This window comes from Parafrankia irregularis (assembly GCF_001536285.1).
Taxonomy (GTDB): Bacteria; Actinomycetota; Actinomycetes; order Frankiales; family Frankiaceae; genus Parafrankia; species Parafrankia irregularis.
On record NZ_FAOZ01000002.1, the window covers coordinates 461,948 to 485,704 of the forward strand.

General features: G+C 72.1%; 13 protein-coding genes and 1 pseudogene. 11 read left to right on the forward strand and 3 right to left on the reverse strand.

Annotated features, from left to right (window positions below):
• The 3 genes from AWX74_RS04610 (at position 1) to AWX74_RS04620 (ending at position 4,491) form a co-directional block, all read left to right on the forward strand.
• Entirely contained in the window at positions 1 to 1,278 is a 1,278-nt protein-coding gene (locus AWX74_RS04610; RefSeq protein ID WP_091271813.1) for an aromatic ring-hydroxylating oxygenase subunit alpha, read from the forward strand.
• 355 nt (positions 1,279 to 1,633) lie between these two features.
• Entirely contained in the window at positions 1,634 to 3,886 is a 2,253-nt protein-coding gene (locus AWX74_RS04615) for a RecQ family ATP-dependent DNA helicase (protein WP_226931047.1), read from the forward strand.
• 95 nt (positions 3,887 to 3,981) lie between these two features.
• Positions 3,982 to 4,491, forward strand: coding sequence for a hypothetical protein (locus tag AWX74_RS04620; protein ID WP_091271816.1), 510 nt, complete (start codon positions 3,982 to 3,984; stop codon positions 4,489 to 4,491).
• A gap of 11 nt (positions 4,492 to 4,502) precedes the next feature.
• On the opposite strand, the gene AWX74_RS04625 is transcribed toward AWX74_RS04620, so the two are convergent.
• Together AWX74_RS04625 and AWX74_RS04630 are read right to left on the reverse strand one after the other, a co-directional pair.
• The gene (locus tag AWX74_RS04625; RefSeq protein WP_091271819.1) at positions 4,503 to 5,285 is read right to left on the reverse strand and encodes a hypothetical protein; all 783 of its coding nucleotides are present in this window, start codon (positions 5,283 to 5,285) and stop codon (positions 4,503 to 4,505) included.
• 777 nt (positions 5,286 to 6,062) lie between these two features.
• Entirely contained in the window at positions 6,063 to 7,454 is a 1,392-nt protein-coding gene (locus tag AWX74_RS04630) for a lysine N(6)-hydroxylase/L-ornithine N(5)-oxygenase family protein (protein WP_091271821.1), read from the reverse strand.
• Positions 7,455 to 7,890: 436 nt separating this feature from the next.
• On the opposite strand from AWX74_RS04630, the pseudogene AWX74_RS41130 reads away from it, so the two are divergent.
• Positions 7,891 to 8,358 (forward strand): annotated as a pseudogene (locus AWX74_RS41130) (chorismate-binding protein).
• An 86-nt stretch (positions 8,359 to 8,444) separates the two neighbouring features.
• On the opposite strand, the gene AWX74_RS04640 reads toward AWX74_RS41130, so the two are convergent.
• Positions 8,445 to 9,443: an ABC transporter ATP-binding protein gene (locus tag AWX74_RS04640; protein WP_226932250.1), complete on the reverse strand. Its 999-nt coding sequence runs from the start codon at positions 9,441 to 9,443 to the stop codon at positions 8,445 to 8,447.
• 380 nt (positions 9,444 to 9,823) lie between these two features.
• Between AWX74_RS04640 and AWX74_RS04645 the strand changes: the two genes are divergently transcribed.
• The 7 genes from AWX74_RS04645 to AWX74_RS04675 all read left to right on the forward strand — a co-directional run bounded on the left by AWX74_RS04645 (position 9,824) and on the right by AWX74_RS04675 (position 23,592).
• Complete coding sequence (locus AWX74_RS04645) at positions 9,824 to 10,900, forward strand: FecCD family ABC transporter permease (protein ID WP_091271824.1); 1,077 nt, start codon at positions 9,824 to 9,826, stop codon at positions 10,898 to 10,900.
• Positions 10,901 to 10,983: 83 nt separating this feature from the next.
• Positions 10,984 to 12,123 carry a FecCD family ABC transporter permease gene (locus tag AWX74_RS04650; protein WP_091271826.1) on the forward strand — a complete coding sequence of 380 codons (1,140 nt, stop codon included), beginning with the start codon at positions 10,984 to 10,986 and terminating at the stop codon, positions 12,121 to 12,123.
• 236 nt (positions 12,124 to 12,359) lie between these two features.
• Complete coding sequence (locus tag AWX74_RS04655) at positions 12,360 to 14,153, forward strand: ABC transporter ATP-binding protein (RefSeq protein WP_091271828.1); 1,794 nt, start codon at positions 12,360 to 12,362, stop codon at positions 14,151 to 14,153.
• On the forward strand, positions 14,146 to 16,092 hold the full coding sequence (locus AWX74_RS04660) for an ABC transporter ATP-binding protein (RefSeq protein ID WP_242666068.1): 1,947 nt from the start codon (positions 14,146 to 14,148) through the stop codon (positions 16,090 to 16,092). Before AWX74_RS04655 ends, AWX74_RS04660 begins: the two co-directional genes overlap by 8 nt.
• A 92-nt stretch (positions 16,093 to 16,184) precedes the next feature.
• A complete protein-coding gene (locus AWX74_RS04665) occupies positions 16,185 to 16,445 on the forward strand; it encodes an MbtH family protein (protein ID WP_091271831.1) in 261 nt (86 codons plus the stop codon).
• Complete coding sequence (locus AWX74_RS04670) at positions 16,442 to 21,790, forward strand: salicylate synthase (RefSeq protein WP_091271834.1); 5,349 nt, start codon at positions 16,442 to 16,444, stop codon at positions 21,788 to 21,790. The genes AWX74_RS04665 and AWX74_RS04670 overlap by 4 nt, the downstream gene beginning before the upstream one ends.
• Positions 21,787 to 23,592, forward strand: a complete 1,806-nt coding sequence (locus AWX74_RS04675; protein WP_091271837.1) for a (2,3-dihydroxybenzoyl)adenylate synthase — start codon at positions 21,787 to 21,789, stop codon at positions 23,590 to 23,592. Before AWX74_RS04670 ends, AWX74_RS04675 begins: the two co-directional genes overlap by 4 nt.
• The last annotated feature ends 165 nt before the right edge of the window (positions 23,593 to 23,757 follow it).

Consider the following 23,757-nt stretch of genomic DNA (forward strand, 5'->3'; position numbering starts at 1 on the left):
ATGGCCCACTTCCCCAAGCCTGTCGAGGGCAGCTGGACGGAGCACTACCCGGACCTCGGCACCGGGCTGGTCACGTTCGAGGACTCGATCTCTCCCGAGCACTACGAACGGGAGCGTGCCGCGATCTTCCGGCGGACCTGGCTGAACGTCGGCCGCGTGGAGCAGGTCGCGCGTACGGGCGCCTACTTCACGAAGGAGATCCACGCCGCGAACGCGTCGGTGATCATCGTGCGGGACAGGGAGAACCAGGTCCGGGCGTTTCACAACATCTGCCGGCACCGTGGCAACAAGCTGGTCTGGAACGATTTCCCGCGCGAGGAGACGAGCGGCACGGCGCGGCAGTTCACCTGCAAGTACCACGCCTGGCGCTACGGGCTGGACGGTGCGTGCACCTTCGTTCAGCAGGAGTCCGAGTTCTTCGACTTCGACCGGGCTGACTACGGCCTCGTCCCGGTGCGCTGCGAGGTGTGGGAGGGCTTCATCTTCGTCAACTTCGACAACGAGGCCGGCCCGCTACGGGAATACCTCGGGCGCTTCGCCGCCGGCCTTGAGGGCTATCCGTTCGGCGAGATGACCGAGGTCTACCGATATCGGGCCGACGTCGGCAGCAACTGGAAGCTCTACCTCGACGCGTTCGCCGAATTCTACCACGCACCCGTGCTGCACGCGAAGCAGTACGTGAGCGACGAGTCGCGCAAACTGCTCGGCTACGGCTACGAGTCGCTGCACTACGAGCTGGACGGTCCGCACTCGATGCAGTCGGCCTGGGGCGGAATGGCGCCACCCCGTGATCTCTCCATGGTGAAGCCGATCGAACAGGTGCTGCGCAGCGGGAACTTCGGGCCGTGGGACAGGCCTGACATCCCCGGCCTCGATCCGTTGCCGCCGGGTGTGAACCCGTCCCGGCAGAAGGCCTGGGGCCTCGACTCCTATGTCTTCTTCCCGAATTTCATGATTGTGGTGTGGGCGCCGGGCTGGTACCTCACCTACCACTACTGGCCGACCGCCTACAACCGGCACATCTTCGAGGGGACGCTGTACTTCGTCCCGCCGAGAACGCCGAGCGAGCGGCTGCGGCAGGAGCTGGCCGCGGTCACCTTCAAGGAGTTCGCGCTGCAGGACTGCAACACCCTGGAAGCAACCCAGAAAATGCTGGAGACAAGGGCCGTCTCGGAGTTCCCGCTCAACGACCAGGAACTCGCTGTCCGGCACCTGCACCGGACCGCCAATGATTATGTTGCCGCCCATCGCGATCTCGTCGGCCGACAGTCCGGGTAATGTGCCGGATCCCGACCTTCGGCTTCCGCGCTCCGCTGCTTCCGATCAGGAAACGAGGGTTTTGGTTGTTCTCGCAGCCGAAATCCTCACTTCTTGCTGATCGTCAACGACTCCATGCCCCTTTTGCTTGTATTGGCATGAATTTCCGAGGCATGGCGAGGCGCGGTGCGGGATCCCCGGCGGGGGACTGCCCGCGCGACCGGGGCGCCGCGACCGGGGCGCGGTGAGCCGTGAGTGGTGAGCCGTGAGCCGTGAGCGGTGAGCGGTGAGCGGGGCGCCGTGAGCCGTGAGCCGTGTAGCCGTCGCCATCGAGGTGAACGCCCGAACTGTCGGCGGCGTCGGGTAGACAGGGTGCATGGCTGATCAGGCTGTGCACCCTGCCCCGGCGCTTTCCGCCGCCTCGGTTCCGGGGAGTCCAGGCGGCGGGGTGTCGCGGGCTCGGGCCGAGGAGCTGCTGCGGGCGCTGGCGGGTCCGGGTGCGGTGCTGCGCGACGACCAGTGGCGGGCGATCGATGCGCTGGTGAGCGAGCGGCGCCGGGTGCTGCTCGTCCAGCGCACGGGCTGGGGCAAGTCCGCCGTGTACTTCCTGGCCACGGCTCTGTTGCGGGGGGCCGAGGTCTCGACTGGCGGCCCGACCCCGCCTCGGGTCGGGCCGACGGTGATCGTGTCGCCGCTGCTGGCGCTCATCCGCAACCAGGCGGCTGCCGCCGCGCGGCTGGGCATCCGGGCCGGGGAGATCCACTCGGGCAATCTCACCGAGTGGGACGAGGTCTACGGCGCGCTGCGGGCCGGCGAGCTAGACCTGCTGCTGGTCGGCCCGGAGCGGCTGAACAACCCGACGTTCCGGGACGAGTACCTGCCGGAACTGGCACGCACGACGGGCCTGCTGGTCATCGACGAGGCGCACTGCATCTCCGACTGGGGGCACGACTTCCGGCCGGACTACCGCCGGCTGCGGTCGCTGATCGGTGAGCTGCGGCCGGGCGTTCCCGTCCTCGCCACGACGGCCACCGCGAACGCGCGGGTCGTCGAGGACGTCAGCGAGCAGCTCGGCGCGGGCGTCGTTGCCGCACCTGACGGCACGGTGGGCGCCGAGACGCTGGTGCTGCGCGGGCCGCTGGAGCGGGAGAGCCTGCGGCTGGGCGTGGTCAGCCTGCCCACCGCCGAGGAGCGCTTCGGCTGGCTGGCTGATCGTCTCCCCGAGCTGCCCGGCTCCGGGATCGTCTACACGCTCACCAAGCCCGCCGCCGAGGAGCTCACCGGGTTCCTGCGCGCCCAGGGCCACACCGTGGCGACCTACCACGGCGGGACGGAACCGGCGGAGCGCATCGCGGCGGAGGAGGATCTGCTCGCGAACCGGGTCAAGGCGCTGATCGCCACCAGCGCGCTGGGGATGGGCTTCGACAAGCCGGATCTCGGCTTTGTCGTGCACGTCGGGGCGCCGAACTCGCCGATCGCCTACTACCAGCAGGTTGGCCGGGCGGGCCGCGCGCTGGAGTCGGCGGAGGCGATCCTGCTGCCGGCCGCGGAGGACCGTGCCATCTGGCGCTACTTCGCCGACACCTCCTTCCCACCGGAACGGCTGGTGCGGGACGTGCTCGGCGCGTTGGAGCAGGCGTCGAAGCCGATGTCGACCCAGGCGTTGCTCGCCGTGGTCGACCTGGGGCCGGGCCGCCTGGAGCAGATGCTGAAGGTGCTGGACACCGACGGCGCGGTCCGGCGGGTCAAGGGCGGCTGGGAGCACACCGGGCAGCCCTGGGCGTACGACGCGCGCCGCTACGAGCGGGTCGCCGCGGCGCGTGCGGTCGAGGAGCAGTCGATGCTCGACTACATCGCGACGACGTCCTGTCGGATGGAGTTCCTGCGCCGGGCCCTCGACGACCCGTACGCGGCTGCCTGCGGGCGGTGCGACCGGTGTACCGGCCGGAGTTGGGCGGCGGATGTCTCGGCGCAGGCGCGGGCCAGCGCCCGCACGGAGCTGCGGCGGCCCGGGGTCGTCGTCGAACCGCGCAAGATGTGGCCCACCGGCATGCGCACGCTGGGGATCAACGCCTCCGGCCGGATTCCCGCCTCGGCCGGCGCCCTGCCTGGTCGGGCCCTCGCCCGTCTCAACGACCTCGGGTGGGGCAACCGGCTACGGCCCATGTTCGACAGTGCGCCCGGCTCGGGTGAGGCGCGCGGCGTGGACCAGCCGGTTCCCGACGACGTCTTCGACGGTGTCGTGCGGATGCTCGCGGCGTGGGAATGGGAGCAGCGCCCGGTGGCGGTGGTGACGATCGGGTCCCGGAGCCGGCCGCGGCTGGTCGGGGACCTCGGTCAGCGCATCGCCCAGGTGGGCCGGTTGCCGCTGCTCGGGGAACTGCCGCGGGGCGCGGGTGGGCCGTTCGCCGGCCAGGTGCACAACAGCGCGCACCGTCTCGCCGGGCTGTGGTCGGCATTCGACGTGCCGCCTCCGCTCGCCGAAACGCTCGGTGGCCTGACCGGCCCGGTGCTGCTCGTCGACGATCTGGTCGTCACCGGCTGGACGATGACGGCGGCGGCCCGCGCACTGCGTGCCGCCGGCGCACCCGCCGTGATGCCGCTGGCCCTGGCGATGGAGACCGGCTGAACGCCGAACTCCATGACGCGTGCGCGGTAGGCGCGTAAGGTTTTGTCTCCTGGCACGGGGTTGCCCGATCCAGGCGACAGCGGCGGGGGAGCGGGATGGCGCTGCGTGATGGGATCGCCTTTCAGGTGCGCCCGTACCTGGCTCCGGGGGAGCAGGTCCAGCACGTTGTTCTGGTGCAGGCGGGTATATCCCCGTACTTCAATCTCGTGCCAACACTCGGATTATTTTCCTGGAACCTGACAACCAATCTTCTCCCCTGGTCGGAGTACTATTTCTTCGCTTCCGGTGCCGTGATGGCGGCCCTGTTCCTGGCTTGCTGCACGATCTACCTGACCCGTGTGCGGAACAGGATTCTGGTCGTGACCAACCAGGCCATTCTCCTGATGGGAGCCGGCCTGATCGCCTGGGCCACACCGAACGGGCCGCCGCTTCTCCGCCTTCCGAGGCGGACCGTTCTGGGCCCGCCGAGGGGTCTGTCCGGCGCGATGCTTCTGTCGGGAGAGAGGCTGTGGGTGTCGCCCCTTTTTCGTAAGCGCGTCACCGCGGCGAACGCCGAACTGGCCGTGGTGACGTCACCGCCCTGGCCGGGGTCCGCGATCAGCTGACACCGGTGGGCTCACTGGTTGGTCAGTTTGCCGGCGATCTGGTCGATGAAACCCTGCTCGGTGTCCTGCGGGGGGACATCCTGGATGTTGGTGACGGTGAGCTCGACGGCGACCTGACCCACGTAGAAGTAGACCGTGTCGAAGATGTAGCTGTAGGTACCGGTCTGGTCGGTGATGCTCATCGAGGTACGGACCAGTGCGGTGCAGCCACGTGGCAGAAAGGACGTGTCAACCGCGACGACCTCGGCGGTGAGTTCTTCCGACTGCTCGCCCGCCAGCTGTTCCTCGAACGCCCCGCGGAAACAGTCACCGAAAAGCGGGCTGGTGACGATGTCGGCGTTCTGTTGGATCTGGTTCGCGGAGAGAACCTTCGCGTGGCTGGTCGCCTGGATCTCGTTCGTGTCGGTGTTGAAGAACGTGTCGCCGGCCGTCTCGTCCGACGGCGGTGACGAGTCGTACCCGGTGATGCCGACGCATTCCGCGACCTCGCCGCGGATCAGGCTGCTGTCGGGGTCGTCCGCGCCGCCCGAGCTTTCGAAGCCCGCCGTCTCCGGTGCGGCCGTGAGGACGTAGTCACCCGCGCGAAGGTCCCGAGCCGGTGCGCCGGTGGCCGGGGCGACGGGACCGGTCGCCGGCGCCGCGGTGGCCACCGATGGCGTAGCCGCCGGGGTGGTCGGCGGCGCGATCACGAGGCCGCCTTCCTGGCATCCCGAGAACAGCAGAGCCAATGCCCACGCGGCGATCGCACCGACCACCGATCGGCGCACATTCCGGACCCGTCGCAGGCCGCTCATCCCTACCTCCGTGCACATCGCCAGCCGTTACGGGAACGGCATTTGTCGTTGTTTTCAACGAGCAACACGATGCCGGAGAAAGGCCGCCCCGAGACCAGGGCGACGATGTCTTCCGTGGGACAGGCGGCGGCCTCGAGGATTCTTTGATGAAATTCGGCCGGGTGGCGCCCCGTCTCTGTTCGTGATGCCGCCCTTGACAGGGCGCAGAATCGGTGCCTGGTGCTGTGTGCCGGCTCCTGGCTGTCCTGGTCCGGTAGGCGACAGCACCAGCCTGCCCGGTGTGAACTCGACGATCCGCGGATCTTGCTGCTGGCGGGCGAGTGGCTGCTGGTACTGGTCCGCTTCCGCAGGGACGTCGCCGCGGCCAACGCGGGCCTGGCGCCGGCCTGACCGGACGTGCCCGCGCGGACCGGACCGCTGAACTCCGGGACACCGAACTCCGGGACGCTGGACCGCTGCCGCCAACGCGGGCCTCGCTCAGGCCTGAGGTGGCCGCGGTGCGTCAGGCACGGCGACGGTCTGACGAGTTGACGGGCGCGGAGAAGGTCGACCAGCCGGGGCTGGCCGGCGTCCGGGAGTGCTCGGCGAATGCGTTCTCCACGCCCGTCTTCCGTCATCGTGCGTTTTCCGCCGTCGAGCTCGGGCCTGCCCCAGGCTCTGACCACGCACCGTGAGATGGAGAAGGCTCACGGCGGCACCAGCGCGTATTCCTGCGTCTTCGGGCGTGTACCTGGCCCGCGCACTTCGGAACGGTGACAACGGCGACGGCGACGCGGGTCAGTTCTGCGGCTGGGCCTTGTGCTGGGCGGGGAGATACGAGGGGGCTGTGATGCCCTGGCCAATGGCCGCCAGTGGTTCTTCCAGCTCCTGTCGACGCAGCACCGAGTCGAGGATCTCGCCGGCCCGGATCGAGATGTTGGACAGCAGGGATGACGAGATGCCGTGCTGGAACTCGCTCGCACCGGGAACGTAGATGCCGGCGGTGGTGTCGGGCTTCGTCTCGATGCTGTAGTCGCGTGCGACCTGGAGCCGGCCGGAGTCGCTGACCAGGCAGGCGTCCTCCATGCTACCGAGCACGCGCCGCGGGTCCCGGGCGTTGTAGCCGGTGGCGAGCACGACGATGTCGGTGTCCAGGACCCGCTTGTCGCCGGTGGGCAGGTGCCGGATGTGGACCCGGGTGCCGTCCGGCAGCGCCTCGTAGGCTTCCACCTGCGAGGCTCGCAGGAAGTACAGCCGCTGGGGCCCGCGGACCTTCTCCTGGTAGCTGCGCCGGTAGAGCTCGTCGATGAGGTCCATGTCGACCGCGGCGTAGTTGGTGCTGCGGTGGTAGGTCAGCAGCATCTCCCGGACGCCTTCCGGCGCGTGGTAGAACTCGTCGACGGCGTCCGGGTCGAAGATCTGGTTGACGAAGCCGCTGTTGTCGGCCGGTGTGAGCCCGTACCGGGCGAAGACCGCGAACACCTCGGCCTGCGGGAACCGGGTGTGCAGGTGTTCGGTCACCTCGGCGGCGCTCTGGCCGGCCCCGACCACGACGAAGCGCTGGCGTGGTGTCGACGGCATCTGCGCGAGCCGGTGCAGCAGGTCGTGGTTGTGCCACAGGCGGTCGCCGAGCTCGGCGTTTTCCGGCAGCCGCGGTTCGAGCCCGGCGGCGATGACGACGTTGCGGGCCCGGCGGACGACGGTTCGGCCCGGCTGGCCGGGCCGGCCGCTGATCACGTCGATGTAGGCGACCACGCCCTCGTGGACGACCGGCCGCAGATCCACGACCTCGGTGTCGTATTCGACCAGATAGTCGAGCCGGCCCGCGGCCCATTCCAGATAGTCGTGGTATTCGTGGCGCAGCGGGAACATCGTCTTGTGGTTGATGAAGTCCACGAGCCGGTTCTGCGAATGCAGGTAGTTCAGAAAGCTGAAGCTGCTGGACGGATTTCGCAGCGTCGCCAGATCCTTGAGGAAGGACACCTGCATCGTGGCGCCGTCGAGCAGCATCCCGCGATGCCAACCGAAGCGGGGCTGGCGTTCAAGAAAGATCGCGCGCAGTGCGGCCCCGGCGGAGACGCTGCTGTTGTGTTCCTGGATCGCGATGCCTAGGGCGATGTTCGAGGGTCCGAACCCGACTCCGATGACGTCGTGCACACCGAGTTCCGCGGTCGGTGGACGGTCTCCCACGGCTGCCCCTCTTGTCGGTTGATCTGACCGGATGTGAATTTAGGTTAACTTTACCTATGTTCGGGTCGACCTGTTGCCCTGTCAAGGTGTTCGCCGAGGTCGCGCCGGTCGAGGTGGTGATGGGGGTGCTCGGTCGGGTCCACCCGGAGTGTGTGTGGAGACCTTGTGGTTGGTATCCGTTGTTGATTTGTTGCGCCCGTCGGGGTGAAGGATCGCGATTGCGGTGGGTCGCTGCGGATGGGTGTTGGCGACGGTACGTGACCAAACATGACCGTATGTCGCGACGACCGCGGGCCCGCTTGGGCTGGATGTGTTAAGTGAACCTAACTTAGGTGTGATGCGGTTGGTGGTCAAGCGGGCCGGATGTGGCAACTCGCATGGCTCTCGGCGCCTTGACTGGTTGCGCCCTGCAAAGTATAGGTTAAGTTAACCTAAGATCTCTGCGTCGACGACGAGGACGAGGCACGGCCGATCGGCGGGCTGCGGCGCCGAACCGGAGACCGACCGCCGCCGGGCCGCCGCGCTGCCTGCCTCCGCCAAGGGCCTGCACGAGCACGCGGTCGTCGTCGACGCGGTCGCCGACGCCCTTGCTGCGTGGGCCTGGCCGTCCCGGCGGCCCCGACGCCCTTGCTGCGTGGGCCTGGCCGTCCCGGCGGCCCCGACGCTCATCCGCACCGCGACCATGTGGCACCTGCCGACGCGGATCAGCGGTTGGCTCGTGGATCTGTAGGTGTCGTTACTTCGTCTCGCCGCCGCGCTGCACCCCACCCCGGCGGTGTGCGGGTGGCCGACGTCCGCGGCCCGTGCCGCCATCGGCGACCTCGAGCCGGTCGACCGAGGCTGCTACCCGGTCTCGTCGGCTGGTGCTGGTGTGATGCCGAGGGTGACGGGGAGTGGGCACTGACGATCCGCTGCGCCGAGATCACCTCGGACGGAACCTCTGGCATCCCTGTCACCGCCGCCGCCCTGGAGCCTGCAAGGCCGTGGCCGTCAGCCGGCGCTGACCGCCACGGCCTTGCCCGACGCCGCGTCGCCGGAGGGATCTGCGCCAGCAGCACCGTCGGAGTCGGAGTCGGAGTCCGTGTCTGCGGCGTGGGACCGAGGCCGGGCCTGCTCGGCTATCGCCAGGTTCTCGCGAAGCTCGCGGCGCCGGGCCCGGGCCGCGGGCACCACCAGCGGTGTGGCGGTCTCGGGGTCGGGCACGACGCTGCACGAGATGCCGAAGACCTCCTCCACCAGCTCCGCGGTGACGATCTCGTTGGGGTCCCCCTGTGCAACGATGCGCCCGTCCTTCATCGCGACCAGATGGGTGGCGTACCGGCAGGCCTGGTTCAGGTCGTGCAGGACGGCGACGAGGGTTCGGTTGCTCTCCTCGTGCAGGTCCGCGCACAGGTCGAGGATCTCGATCTGGTGCGCGAGGTCCAGGAACGTCGTCGGCTCGTCCAGCAGCATGATCGGCGTCTGCTGGGCCAGCGCCATCGCGAGCCAGACCCGCTGGCGCTGGCCGCCGGAGAGCTCGTCGACGAACCGGTCGGCGAGGTCCTCGGTATGGGTGGCCGCGAGCGCGTCGCGGACGGCGTCCTCGTCCTGGCGGGACCACTGGCGCAGCAGGCGCTGGTGGGGGTAGCGGCCCCGGGCGACCAGATCGGAGACGAGGATGCCGCTCGGGGCGATCGAGGTCTGCGGCAGCAGCCCCAGCCGGCGCGCCACCTCCTTGGACGGCAGCGACCGGATGAGCGCCCCGTCGAGGTAGACCGCGCCGTGGCGTGGGCGCAGCATCCGGGCCAGCGCCCGCAGCAGGGTCGACTTGCCGCAGGCGTTGGGGCCGACGATGACGGTGAAGGAGTTGTCGGGGATGCGCACACCGAGGTCGGTGGCGACGACGCGCTGGTCGTAGGCGAGGGTCAGGTCCCTCGCGTGCAGCCGGGGCTCCCCGTCGGGCTGGGAATCCACGGCGGGCTGGGAATCCACGGCCGGCTGGGACGCCATGGCCGCTGCGGCGGTCGACACCGCGGCCGCTGTCGTGGAACCGCCGTCGTCGCTGCGCTGTGGCAGGCCTGCTTTCCCCTCGCCGCCGTCGGCGGATGCGGCAGTCCTGCGCAACGATGCCGGGCGCTGTCCACGTCGTGTGTTCAAGGCCTCTACCAACCCCGATCTCTTTAGGTAAGCCTCACTTATCGTGTGGGCTGCTTCCGTTGCTGGTCAAGGCCTCATCGTGATTCCTGGCGCCGCGCGCACCCGAGCGATTCGCACTGGTGTTGACTACTAGAGGTAAGCCTGACCTAAATAACGTCGTGAAGCGGGGAACGGTGATCGGGATTTCCGCGGGGCCCAGGGCGCCGGCCACAGCGGCTGTGGGGAGCCCGGGCATGTCCACCGGCCCGTCGGCCGGTCTGTCCGCGAGCCCGTCGGCCGGCCGGTCCACGGACCCGTCCGCGAGTGGGACGGCGCGGGGAGCGCTACGGCCGTTGGGGCTTGTCGCCGCGGTCGTGCTGCTCGCCGGCGCCGTGCTGATGAGCATCGCCGTCGGTGCGAACCACCTGGCGCTGTCGGACGTCTGGCGCGTGCTGTGGCACGACGACCGGTCCGAGGCCGCCGTGATCGTCCACGACATGCGGGTCCCCCGCACCCTCGTCGGGCTCGTCGTCGGCGCGGGGCTGGGGGTGGCCGGCGCGCTGGCGCAGGCGCTGACCCGCAACTCCCTCGCCGACCCGGGCCTGCTCGGGGTCAACCTCGGGGCCGCCGCCGCGGTCGTCGCCGCGGTGTCGTTCCTGGGTGTGACCTCGCCCAGCGGCTACGTGTGGTTCGCGCTGCTCGGCGCCGCCGCCGCCTCCGCCGCCGTCTACGTGCTGGGTGCCACGGGCCGGGCGGCCGTCGCGCCGGAACGGCTCATCGTGGCCGGCGCCGCGCTCAGCGCGGTGCTCGCCGCCTTCACCTACGCCGTCGCCTTCCTCGATCACGAGACGTTCGACCGGCTGCGCTTCTGGGATGTCGGTTCGCTGGCCCGGGCCGACATGCCACAGCTCGCCGTCGTCGTGCCCTTCATCGGCGTGGGCCTGCTGGTGGCCTTCGCCATCGGCGGCGCGCTCAACGCGATGGCCATGGGCGAGGATGCCGGCCGCGGCCTCGGGGTCCACGTGGCCCGCACCCGGACGCTGGGGGTGCTCGCCGTCGCTCTGCTGTGCGGCGCCGGCACCGCTGCGGCCGGCGCCATCACGTTCGTGGGGCTGGGCGTCCCGCACATCGCGCGGGCGATCTGCGGCCCGGACCAGCGCTGGGTGGTGGCCTACTCCGCCGTGCTCGGCCCGGTGCTGCTGCTCACCGCCGACGTCGTCGGCCGAGTGATCATCGCTCCCGCCGAGCTGGAGGTCGGTGTGGTCAGCGCGTTCGTCGGCGCCCCGGTCTTCATCGTGCTGTGTCGGCGCGCACGGTTGGGTCGATTGTGAGCGGAACACGCCCCGCGGTGGCGACGATGACCACGCGCGCGGCCACTGGAGCCAGCGGGGCGGCAGCGGGGGGAGGTGAGTCCATGGCGACAGGAGTGACCGGAGCGGCGGGCCTGCCCGGCGCCGCGGGCGGGGTCCTGCCGCCGGGTGGGGTCCTGCCGCCGGGTGGGGTCCTGCCCGGGGGTGTGGTGCCACGCGGCTGGGTGATTCGCGACCGAGGTGACCGGGTGTCGCTGCGTGTCGACGGCCGCGGGGTGCTGGTCTGTCTCGGGCTGGTCGTGGCTATCGGGGTGGTCAGCGTCCTGACCCTGACGACGGGTGACTACCACCTGTCGGTCCGCGAGGTGGTCGACAGCCTGCTCGGGCAGGGCAGCTCCGGCACGGACTTCATCGTCCGCACGCTGCGGCTGCCGAGACTGGTGGCGGGCCTGCTGGTCGGCGCGGCCCTGGCCGTCAGCGGGGCGATCTTCCAGACGATGACGGCCAACCCGCTCGGCAGCCCGGACGTCATCGGTTTCACCGCCGGGTCGGCCACCGGAGCGGTGATCGTGATCCTGGTCCTGCACGGCAGCGTCTACGAGACGTCCTTCGGTGCGATCGCCGGCGGTGTGCTGACCGCGGTCGCGATCTACCTGCTGTCGTTCCGGCGGGGTGTCGCCGGCCCCCGGCTGATCCTGATCGGGATCGGGGTGGCGTCGATGCTGACCGCCCTGAACGCCTACCTGATCGCGCGGGCGACCCTCGGTGACGCGATCACGGCCCAGACCTGGTTGCTGGGCAGCCTGAGCCGGCGCAGCTGGGAGCAGGTCCGCCCGCTGGTGTTCGCCGTGATCGTGCTGCTGCCGGCCGCGCTCTACCTGAGCCGGCGGCTGTCGATGCTGGCCATGGGCGCGGACACGGCGCGGGCGCTCGGCGTGTCGGTGGAGAGCAGCCGGCTCGCGCTGCTCGGTGTGGGTGCGGCGCTCGCGTCCTGCGCGACCGCGGCGGCGGGCCCGATCGGTTTCGTCGCGCTGGCGGCGCCGCAGCTCGCGCGGCATCTGGCGCGGTCGGCGGGTGCGGCGCTGCTGCCGGCGGCGCTGCTCGGCGCGCTGCTCGTGGTGGCCAGCGACCTGGTGGCCCAGCGGGCGTTCGCTCCCTCGCAGCTGCCCGTCGGGGTGGCGACGAACGCCGTCGGCGGTCTCTACCTGGTGTGGCTGCTGGCCCGGCAGCGGCGGCGGATCTGAGCACGGTGCCCGCGCGGATGCTGTTACGCCGGCGTATCGATTGACCCGTTCCAGGCACTTAGTTAAGCTTTACCTAATATATCGGTGTTGTCTCCCTTAGGTTTCGGTCGCCCGACGGCGGGCCGCTGTCTCGTCGCCGGTGTCCCGACCCCGTCTCTGCTCGCACCCGAGCGCCGGGCGCTCCGCCGCGGCGGCTCCCGGCCGGGCCGGGCACCCACTCTGGAGTGGTCCTGGCGATGGCCATGTCGGCTGGCAACACCGTCCTGTGGGCGCAGCTGCGCTCCATGCCCGGTCCGCTGTCCCTCGGCGTGCTGGCGACCCTCGTCCAACAGCTGGCGATGCTCGTGCTGCCCTGGGGCATCCAACACGCCCTGGACGACGGCATCACCCCGCTGGACGTCGACCAGACGGTGCGCTGGTCGCTCATCACCGCGGGTATCTCGCTCGCGTTCCTGGTGGGCGGGGTGGGGGGCCAGTGGTGGTCGGGTATCGCGGCCAACCGGGTCGCGCACGGCCTGCGGAGCGGGCTCATCGACAAGGTGACCACCCTCGACCGGCCCGCGCTGGTCGGCTTCGGGCGCGGCGACCTCGTCATGCGGGTCACCCGGGACGTCGACCTGGTGCGGCTGTGGCTGCAGAACCTCGGGGTCTGGGTCCGGGTCATCGTCACCCTCGTGGTCGTCCTGCCGGCCATCGGGCTGCTCGACCCGCTGCTGCTGCTCGTCACCGTCGTCACGGTGCCGCTGGTGGGGCTGGCCAACGCGTTCTTCCCCGGCCGTTACGACACCGCCAACGAGGCGCTCTCCGAGGCGCACGGCTCCCGCGCGGACGCGGTGGAGGACCTGCTGTCGGCCAGCGCCGCGGTGCGGGGGCTCGGTGGCGAGCGGGTGCTCGTCCGCCGCCATCACGACCTGTCCCGGTCGGTGACGAGCACGTCCCTTCGGGTCGCCGAGGTGTCGGCCTGGTGGTCCGCGGTGCCGCCGGCGTTGCCCCGGCTGGCGATCGCGGTCGGCCTGGGCATCGGCGGGGCCGCCGCCATCCGCGGTGATCTGACCATCGGCGGCCTGGTCGCCTTCACCTCCTGGATGACGACCCTCGCGCTGGCCATCGCCATCCTGGTCGACCTGCTGGCCGGCCGCGGCCAGGCCCGGGTCGCCGCCGAGCGCATCGCCGAGGTGCTCGGCACCCCGGGGCTGGCCGAGGACCCCGCCGCCGTGGTGCCGCTGCCGGCCACCGGCGCCCTGCGGGTGGAGGGAGCCGTGGTCCGCCACGGCGACCGCCATGTGCTCGGGCCGGCGGATCTGTGCGCCGCGCCCGGCGAGTTCATCGCGGTCACCGGCCCGACCGGATCGGGCAAGTCCACCCTGGCCCGGCTGCTGTGCCGGATCGAGGACCCGACCGAGGGGACGATCCGCTACGGCGGGGTGGACCTGCGGGCCGCGTCGCGCACCGAGGTGCTGACCCGGATCGGCCTCGTGCCGCAGCGGCCGCTCGTACTCACCGGCACGATCGCCGACAACCTGCGGCTGGGCCGCGAGATCGAGCTGGCCGAGCTGCGGGCCGCCTGCCACGCCGCCGCGCTGGACGAGTTCATCATGAGCCTTCCCGACCAGTACGACACGGTGGTCGGCGAGCGGGGCGGCACGCTGTCCGGCGGGCAGGGCCAGCGGCTCGCGCTCGCCCGCGGGCTGCTGGGGCGTCCCGCGGTCCTGGTGCTGGACGACGTCACCTCGGCGCTGGACGTCGAGACCGAGGCGGCGGTGCTGCGCCGGCTGCGGGAATGGAATCCCACCGGCGCGATCGTCGTGGTGTCGCACCGGCCCGCGGTGCTGGACGCCGCCGACCGGGTGCTGACGCTGCCACCGCCCTCCCGTAACACCGCGCCGCCCGGTGCCGAGCGTGAGCCGGCTTCCGCTGCCGAGTCGTCGTCTGCCGCTGCCGCCGAGCCCGCTGCTGCTGCCGAGTTCTCTGGCGGTGCCGCGCCGTCCGCTGGTGCCGCTGATCTGACCGCCGGAGGTCACCGTGGCTGAGGTCCGCATGCTGCACGAGGACCCGGCCACCGCGGGCGCGTTGCGCCAGGCGTGGCGCCACCTGCGACCACACCGCCGGCTGCTGACCGCCGCGTTGGCCGCGACGGTCGCGAGCACCGCCGCCGTGGTCGGGATCGCCCCCGTGATCGGCCGCGGTGTCGACGCCGTGATCGCCCGCGACCGGACGGCACTGTGGTGGACCGTCGGCGGCCTCATCGTGCTCGTTCTCGCCCGCCTGCTGCTCCTGCGCTGGTCGGAGGTGCTGCTGGCCCGGGCCGGCGAACGGGTGGTGCAGGACCTGCGCGACCTCGTCGTGGAGCGGCTCGCGGGCGCGCCACTGCGGTTCGTGGAGGCGCACCGCACCGGGGACCTGCTGCGGCGAGCCACCGGCGAGATCGCCGATCTGGCGCTGTTCATCCGTGAACAGCTACCGAACCTGCTCGGCATCGGGCTCACCGTGGTGCTCACGACGGTGCTGCTGATCGTCTACTCGCCGCTGTTGTCGCTGGTGCTCGTCGTGCTGTTCATCCCCGCCGCGGTTGCGGTGGTCCGGTGGTTCGACCAGGTCGCCCGCACGGCGTTCGGCCGGCAGGCCTCGGCCGACGCGACGATGACCGCGACGTTCACCGAGACGCTGGCCGCCAGCGAGGCACTGGTGGTCGTCGGACGTCCCGGCGAGTGGGTCGAGCGGTTCCGCCGCGACAACGACGAACTGCTGCGGGCGTCCAACCGGACCATCGGCGCGCAGAACCGGCTGGAGCTCTTCAGCCTGCTCGAGGGACTGGCCACCGCGGTTCTGCTGCTGCTGAGCGTGTGGCTGGCCCGGTCCGGTCACCTCGGCGTGGGCACCGTCGTGGTGTTCGTGCTCGCGACCCGCAACCTGTTCGAGGGCCTGGCCGGCCTGTCCCGCCTGATCGGGCAGTTGCAGACCGCGCGGGTCGGCGTGGCCCGCCTGGCCGACCTGCTGGAAGCCACCGACGCGACTGGCACCGACGCGCCTGGCACCGATTCCGCCGCCATCGATCTGCCCGCCACTGCCGCGTCCGCCACTGCCGTGTCCGCCACTGCCGTGTCCGCCACTGCCGCGTCCGCCACGGGTGCGCCCGCCTCCGACGCGCCCACCGCCGGTGGTGGTGCGGTGTCGCTCCCGCCGCGCGGTGAGCTCGCCGCGACGGACCTGCGGTTCGGCTACGGGACGGACGAGGACGCGCAGGTGCTCCGGGGGGTGTCGGTGCGCTTCCCGTCCGGCGACCGGGCCGGGCTGGTCGGCACCACCGGCTCGGGCAAGACGACGCTCGCGAAGCTCCTGTGCGGTCTCTACGAGCCCGACGCGGGCGTGGTGACGTTCGGCGGCGTCGACCTGAGCACCGTGTCGCCCGAGGAGATCCGGCGCCATGTCGTCCTCGTGCCGCAGCAGGTGCACATCATCACCGGCTCGCTCGCGGAGAACCTCGCGCTGGCGCCGGGCGAGCCCGACCGCGCGGCGATGGAGCGGGCGGTGGAAGTGCTGGGTCTGACCGAGTGGGTGGCGGGACTGCCCGGTGGCCTCGACGCGTCCCTGGGCGCCCGCGGTGAGCTGCTGTCCGCGGGCGAGCGCCAGATCGTCGGACTGGTGCGGGCAGCCCTGGTCGACCCACCGGTGCTGGTGCTGGACGAGGCCACGGCCGACCTCGACCCCGACGTGGCGCGCCGGCTGGAGACAGCGGTGGAGCACCTGCGCCCGGGGCGGACGCTGATCGTCATCGCGCACCGTCAGGCGACCATCGACCGCCTGCCGCGGCGGGTTCGCCTCGTCTCCGGCCGTCTCGTCGCGGGCGACACCGCTGGAGAGACCGCTGGAGACGTCCGGGGAGCTGTCGGGGGAGACGTCCTGGTCGATGCGGGACATTCCGTGCCCAGCCAGCTGCAGAGCGATCCGATTGTGAGCGATCCGGCGTAATCGCTGGTCATACCGCATTAGTTAGGCTAACCTCACCTTATACCGACTTAGGTCGGCCTAACTGTTCTGGTGCGATCAAGGAGACGGCGGGTATGTCGACGAATCCCTTCGATGACGAAAGCGGGAGCTTCTTCGTACTGGTCAACTCCGAGGGTCAGCACTCCCTCTGGCCGGGCTTCGCCGCCGTTCCGGCGGGTTGGACCGTTGTGCACGGCGAGGAGACACGTCAGTCCTGCCTGGACTACGTCGAGGCCCACTGGACCGATCTGCGTCCGCTGAGCCTGGTCGCTCAGATGGATTCCGACGCCCGTGCCGGGGAAGTCGCCCGCTCCGACGCTTCAGCCTCCCGGTGACCACCCGCCCCGACCGCCACCGCAGGATCGTCCCGTTCGGCCAGCAGCCCGCAGCCGTAGCCGCTCGGCTGGCCCGCTCCGCCACCGGCCCGTTCGTCGTGTACGAGCGCGCGGGCGAATGGTCCTTCGGGACGGGTGTCCTGGCCGAGATCGAGCTGCGTGCGCACGAGCTGCGTCACCGCACGGGCGCCGGGCAGTGGCAGGTCGAGCCGACCGGTCCCGCGCCGCTGCGCCAGGTCGCGGGCATCCTCGCCGGCCTCGACATCGCCGGCTGGCGGGCCTACGGCTGGGCGGCCTTCGAGCTCAGCCACCTGCTCGCCGGCCTCGCCGTGCCGACCGGGGACGCACCGCTGCTGCACCTGATCGTGCCCCGGCAGGAGGCTCGGCTCCTCGACGGTGTCGCGACCCTGCGCACCCTGGCGGCGGCCGCCATCCCACCGGCGACAGGCGGGCTGGCCGACTCGTCCGAGCAGGCGGCGCTGGCCGAGCTGGCAGAACTGGTCACGGGCGGTGCCGTGGACGCCCCGAGCGCCGCCGGTCCACTCGCCGTCGCCGACCTCGAGCACGGCGTCGACGGGTACCGGCAGGCCGTCGCCACGGCCGTCGCCGACATCCACGCCGAACGGCTGCGCAAGGTGATCCTCTCCCGGGTCGTCCCCGTCGAAGGTGACATCGACCTGGTCGCCACCTACGAGGCGGGCCGGGCCGGGAACACCCCGGCGCGCTCCTTCCTGCTGGACGTCGGCTACCTGCGCGCGACCGGCTTCAGCCCGGAGACCGTGGTCGAGGTGAGCGCCGACGGCCTCGTCTCCACCCAGCCGCTGGCCGGCACCCGGGCGCTCACCGGCGACGCCGCCACCGACCGCGGGCTGCGTGACGTGCTGCTCTCCGATCCGAAGGAGATCTACGAGCACGCCGTCTCCGTGCAGGCCTGCCAGGAGGAGCTTCGTCGCTTCTGCCGGCCCGGCTCGGTCGCCGTCGACGAGTTCATGACCGTGCTCGAACGCGGCAGCGTCCAGCACCTGGCCTCCCGCGTCGCCGGGCGCCTCGCCGTCGGCCGCGACGCCTGGGACGCCTTCGGGACCGTCTTCCCGTCGATCACCGCCTCCGGGGTGCCGAAGGCAGCCGCCTGCGAGGCGATCACCGGGTACGAGAGCGAACCGCGTGGCCTCTACAGCGGGGCGGTGCTGACCGTCGACGCGGACGGGTCCCTGGACGCGGCGCTCGTCCTGCGCACCGTCTTCCAGCACGAGGGCCGGACATGGCTGCGGGCCGGCGCCGGCATCGTCGCCCAGTCCGAGCCCGACCGTGAGGCGGAGGAGACCCGGGAGAAGCTGCGCAGCGTCAGCCGTTTCCTCGTCACGGCCGCGCCAGCTGCGCCGGCCGCGCAGGCCGCACCGGCCGCACCGGCTCCGCGGACCGTGGCCGCCGCGGCGACCGCCGGCCCTGCGCTGGCCCAGGACATCGACGCGGTCCGCGCGATCGTGGCGCAGATGCTCGACGAGGAGCCCGAGGACGTCGGCTACGAGGCGAACCTGTTCGAGCTCGGGCTGGAGTCCATCGCCCTGATGAAGGCGGTCGGACGCTGGCGACAGGCCGGGGTCGCGGTCTCGTTCGGCGAGCTCGCCGAGAACCCGACCGTGGACGGCTGGTTCAAGATCCTCTCCGCCCGGATGCCCAGCGCCCCGGCGTCGGACGCACCTCCCGCCGGCGCGCCCTCCGCCGTGACGACGCCGCCTGCCGGGATCGCGCCTGCCGGGCTGCCGCCCGCGGGGGCGCCGCCTGCCGGTGAGGCCGTCACGGCGATTTCGCCGAGCCCCGTCGGGGAGCCTGCCGAAGCCCCCGCCGATGCGGACGGCGACACCGCCGCCGACACCGGCCTCGACCTCAACCTCAGCACCGGCACCGGCACCGCCGACGCCGACACGGACACCGACGACGCCGAGTTTCCGCTCGCGCTCATGCAGCACGCCTACTGGGTCGGCCGGGACGGCGGCCAGCCGCTCGGCGAGGTCGCCGCGCACCTGTTCACCGAGTTCGACGGCCAGGACGTCGACCCCGACCGGCTGCGCGGCGCAGTCGAGCGGCTGGTGGCCCGGCACGACATGCTCCGTGTGCGGGTCACCGACAACGGTGCCCAGATCGTCGAGGAGCACTCGGGCTGGCGTGGGCTCACCGTCCATGACCTGCGTGCCCTCGACGAGCCGACGGTGCGGGCCCGCCTCGACGAGATCCGGGACCGGATGTCGCACGAGATGCTCGACATCGAGTCCGGTGAGGTCTTCGCGACCGCGCTGAGCCTGCTGCCGGCGGGGCGCACCCGACTGCACCTGGACGTCGACATGGTCGCCGCCGACGCGGTGAGCTTCCGCGTCCTGCTGGCCGACCTCGCCCGTTTCTACGATCAGCCGCAGGAGGTTCTCCCGCCGCTGGGCTACAGCTACCGCGAGTACCGCGCCGCGCGGGCGGCCGAGCGCACCGCCGCCGCCCGAGCGGCGGCCGAGTGGTGGCAGGGCCGGCTGCCGAGCCTGCCCGGCGCCCCCGGCCTGCCCCGGGTCGCCGACGCCGCCGGCAGTCGGGGACGGCCGTCGGTGGCACGGCGCCACTTCGTCCTCCCGCCGGCGGCCCGGGACGCCCTGCGCGCGGCCGCGCACAGCCGGGGCGTCACCCCGGCGATGGCCGTGGCCACCGCGTTCGCCGAGGTCCTCGCCGGGTGGAGCACCGAGTCGAGGTTCGTCCTCAACGTCCCGATGTTCGACCGGGAGCCGGTCCACCCCGACATCAACCAGGTCGTCGGCGACTTCACCAGCTCGGTGCTGCTGGAGGTCGACGTCACCGAGGACCTGCCGTTCGCGGCCCGGGTGCGCCAGATCCAGGCGCGGCTGCACGCCGACGCCGCGCACGCCGAGTACTCGGGCGTCGAGGTGCTGCGCGACCTGACCCGCCGCACCGGTGAGCAGGTGCTCGCGCCGGTCGTGTTCACCAGCGCCCTCGGGCTCGGCGAGCTGTTCGACGCCGGTGTGCGCCGCCTCTTCGGCGACCCGGTCTGGATCATCTCGCAGGGTCCCCAGGTGCTCCTGGACGCGCAGGTCACCGAGATCGACGGCGGCCTGCTGATCAACTGGGACGTCCGTGAGGACGAGTTCCCGGCCGGCGCCGTCGACGGGATGTTCGGTGCCTTCGAACGTCTCGTCCGGGATCTCGCCACCGCCGGGGAGGCCTGGGACGTCCCTGTCGACGGCCTGCTGCCCGCGGCGACCGGTGAGATCCGCCGGGCGGTGAACGAGACCGCGGGGCGGGTGCCGACCCGGCTGCTGCACGAGGGGTTCTTCGAGCGGGCCGTCTGCGCCCCCGGCGCGCCCGCGCTGGTGTGGGACGACACCGCCGGCGCGCCCGGCCGGGGCGAGCTCAGCTACGGCGAGCTGCGGCGCCGGGCGCTGAGCCTGGCCGGCGCGCTGGTCGGTCACGGCGTGCGACGCGGTGACCTGGTCGGTGTCAGCCTGCCCAAGGGGCCGTCCCAGGTGGTCGCCGTGCTCGGCGTGCTGGCCGCGGGCGCGACGTACGTGCCGGTCGGCGTCGAGCAGCCGCCCGCCCGGGTGGAGCGCATCGCCACCGCCGCCGGCTTCGGCGTCCTGATCACCGAGGCGCCGCGCGACGGGGTCCCCGCCGGCGTTGTCCAGATCGCCCCCGACCAGGCCGCCCGGCCCGACCCGGCTGTGCAGCCGCTGCCGGTTCCGGATCTGCTGGCGCCCGCGGAGCTCGGCGGGCTGGACCGGCCCGCCTACGTGCTGTTCACATCCGGGTCGACCGGCCAGCCCAAGGGGGTCGAGGTCGGGCATCGGGCCGCGGCGAACACCATCGAGGACCTGATCGACCGGCTCGGCCTCGGTGCCGACGACCGCACGCTGGCGGTGTCGGCCCTCGACTTCGACCTGTCGGTGTTCGACCTGTTCGCGCCGCTGTCAGTCGGCGGTGCGGTGGTGCTGCTCGACGAGGAGTCGCGCCGGGAGGCGCACCGGTGGGCCGAGCTCGTCCGGGATCACCGGGTGACCATCCTCAACTGCGTTCCCACCGTGCTCGACCTCGTCCTGTCCGCCGGGGTGGACCTCGGCCCGACGCTGCGGGCCGTCCTGCTCGGCGGCGACCGGGTCGGTGTCGACCTGCCCGGCCGGCTGGACGCCGCGGTGCCCGGCTGCCGCTTCCTCGGTCTCGGCGGCACCACCGAGACGGCCATCCACTCGACGATCTGCGAGGTCGTCGGCACGGAGCCGGTGCCCGACTGGTGGCGTTCGGTGCCGTACGGCACGCCGCTGCGCAACGTGCGGCTGCGGGTGGTCGACCCGCTCGGCCGGGACTGCCCCGACCACGTCACCGGCGAGCTGTGGATCGGTGGCGACGGGGTCGCCCGCGGGTACCTGGGGGACCCGCAGCGGACCGCGGACCGGTTCGTCGAGTACGGCGGCCTGCGCTGGTACCGCACCGGTGACCTGGCCCGCTACCAGCCGGACGGGACGGTCGAGTTCCTGGGCCGGCGCGACCACCAGGTCAAGATCCGGGGCTTCCGGGTCGAGCTCGGTGAGGTCGAGGCCGCGCTGGACACGCTGGAGCAGGTGCGGGCCGGCGTGGCGGTGCTCGTCGAGGGCGCCGCCGGCCACCCCGCCGCGCTCGGAGCCGGCGTGGTCCCCGTCGACACTGCGGGCGGCGACGCGGTGGGCGCCGACGCCGCGGGTACGGATCTGGCGGGTACGGAGCTGGCCACCGCGGTGCGGGAGGGCCTGCGCGGGATGCTGCCGCCGCACATGGTGCCCGACCTGGTGGTCACGCTCGACACCCTCCCGCTCACCGCGAACGGGAAGATCGACCGCAAGGCGGTGACGGCCGCCGTGCGCCACGCCCTGGGCGCGGGCACGGGGGAGCACACCCCGCCGCGCGGCGATCTCGAACAGGTCGTGTTCAACGTCTGGCGCGAGGTGCTCGGCGTGCCGGAGTTCGGCGTCACCGACGAGTTCTTCGCGCTGGGCGGTGACTCCGTCCTGGCCACAGCCGTGGTGCGGCGGCTGCGCGACGAGCTGGACACCGCCGCGGTCACCGTCCGCTCCCTGTTCGCGGCGCCGACCGTCGCGACGCTCGCCGAGCGGATCCGGGCCGCCGACCCCGTCCCGGGCCGGGCGGACCGGGTCGCCGCGATCGCCCTGGAGATCGCGGCGATGACCGACGCGGAGGTGGCCGCCGCGCTCGGCGGCGAGGCGACGGACCTCACCGCACCGGGACTCGACCAACCGGGACTGGACGAACAACCGGGACTCGAACAACCGGGACTCGACGAACCGGGAGGCGCACGGTGACCGTCCCGTCGACGACTGACCGGCCCGACGGCCAGCTCGACGCCCACCCTGAAGGCCAGCCTGACGGCCAGCCCGGCGGCGGCGCGGCGGGCCCGGGGTGGAACCGGTGGCCGGCGGAGTTCGTCGAGCGGTACCAGGAGGCCGGCTACTGGGGCGACCGGACGCTGGACGAGCTGCTGCGGGAGTGGGCCCGCCGGTCCGGGCCGGCCACCGCGCTGGTCTGCGGGGACCGGCGAATCAGCTACGCCGAGCTCGACGAGGCGGTGGACGACCTCGCCGCGGGGCTCGCCTCGATCGGCATCGGCCCCGGTGACCACCTGGTGGTGCATCTGCCGAACCGCGCCGAGTTCGTGACGACGCTGTTCGCGCTGATGCGCCGCGGCGCGATCGGCATCCTCGCGCTGCCGGCCCACCGGCGGGTGGAGATCGAGCACTTCGCGAGCCTGGCCGGCGCCGTCGGGTATGTCATCGCCGACCGGTTCGAAGGTTTCGACTACCGGGAGCTGGCCCGCCAGGTGACCGAGGCGGTGCCGTCGGTGCGGCACGTTCTGGTGGCGGGCGAGCCCGGTCCGTACACGGGCCTCGACGCGCTGGCCTCGGCGGGCCGCTCCACCCGGCTGGCCGCCGCGCCTTCCGCTGCCACCGCCACCGCCACCGCCGACGCCGCCGCTGCCGATGCCACCGCTGGCGGGGCTACGGCAGGAGGGGCTACCGCTGGCGGGGCCACCGTCCCCGGGCGGGATCCGGGCGACATCGCCGTGCTGCTCATCTCCGGCGGGACGACCGGCAAGCCGAAGCTGATCCCGCGCACCCACCGCGACTACGCCTACAACGCCCGGGCCAGCGCCGAGGTGTGCCGGCTCACCGCCGCCGACGTCTACCTGGTCGCGCTGCCGGCGGCGCACAACTTCCCGCTGGCCTGCCCGGGGATCCTCGGCGCGTTCACCGTGGGTGCGTCGGCGGTGATGGCGCTGTCGTCCAGCCCGGACGCCGTCTTCGACCTGATCAGCAGGGAGCGGGTGACGGTCACCGCGGCCGTCCCGCCGCTGGCACGGCTGTGGGTCGAGGCGGCCGGGTGGGAGGGGCCGGACACCACCAGCCTGCGCCTGCTCCAGGTGGGCGGCGCCAAGCTCGACGAGGGCCTCGCCCGGCGGATCACGCCGACGCTCGGGGCCGGCGTCCAGCAGGTCTTCGGGATGGCCGAGGGGCTGCTGAACTACACCCGCCTCGACGACCCCGACGAGACCGTCTTCACCACCCAGGGCCGGCCGCTGGCCGAGGCGGACGAGGTCCGGGTGCTCGACGGGTCCGGGTACGAGGTGCCGGCCGGCCAGGTCGGTGAGCTGTGGACCCGCGGGCCCTACACCATCCGCGGGTACTACCGGGCCGCGGCGCACAACGCGACCGTCTTCGGTGCCGACGGCTTCTTCCGCACCGGCGACCTCGTGCGTCAGCTGCCCACCGGGCATCTGGTGGTCGAGGGCCGGGTCAAGGACGTGATCAACCGCGGCGGGGAGAACGTCTCGGCCGGTGAGCTGGAGGAGCACCTGCAGACCCATCCCGCGGTCGCCCAGGTGGCGGTCGTCGGGCTGCCCGACCCCGATGTCGGGGAGAGCGTCTGCGCGGTCGTCGTCGCGGCCCCGGGTGGCGCGCCCCGGCTCAAGGAGATCAAGAACTATCTGCGGGACCGCGGCCTGGCCCGGTTCATGCTTCCCGACCGGCTCGAGGTCATGGACGGGTTCCCCTACACCGCCGTCGGGAAGATCGACAAGCGGGAGCTGCGGAACCGGCTCGACCAGTGAGCCCTTCCCGTCGCAGACCCGCCCGGTGTGGGCCGCGCCCGACATTCGCACGTCGAGGCCTGCCCGCGACCTACTGACCTGCTCCCGAAGGGAGCGAACTCGTGGCCGGCCCTGACCCGCGCCAGGTGCGTTTCGGCTTGATCGCACCTGTTGTCCTGGCAACGA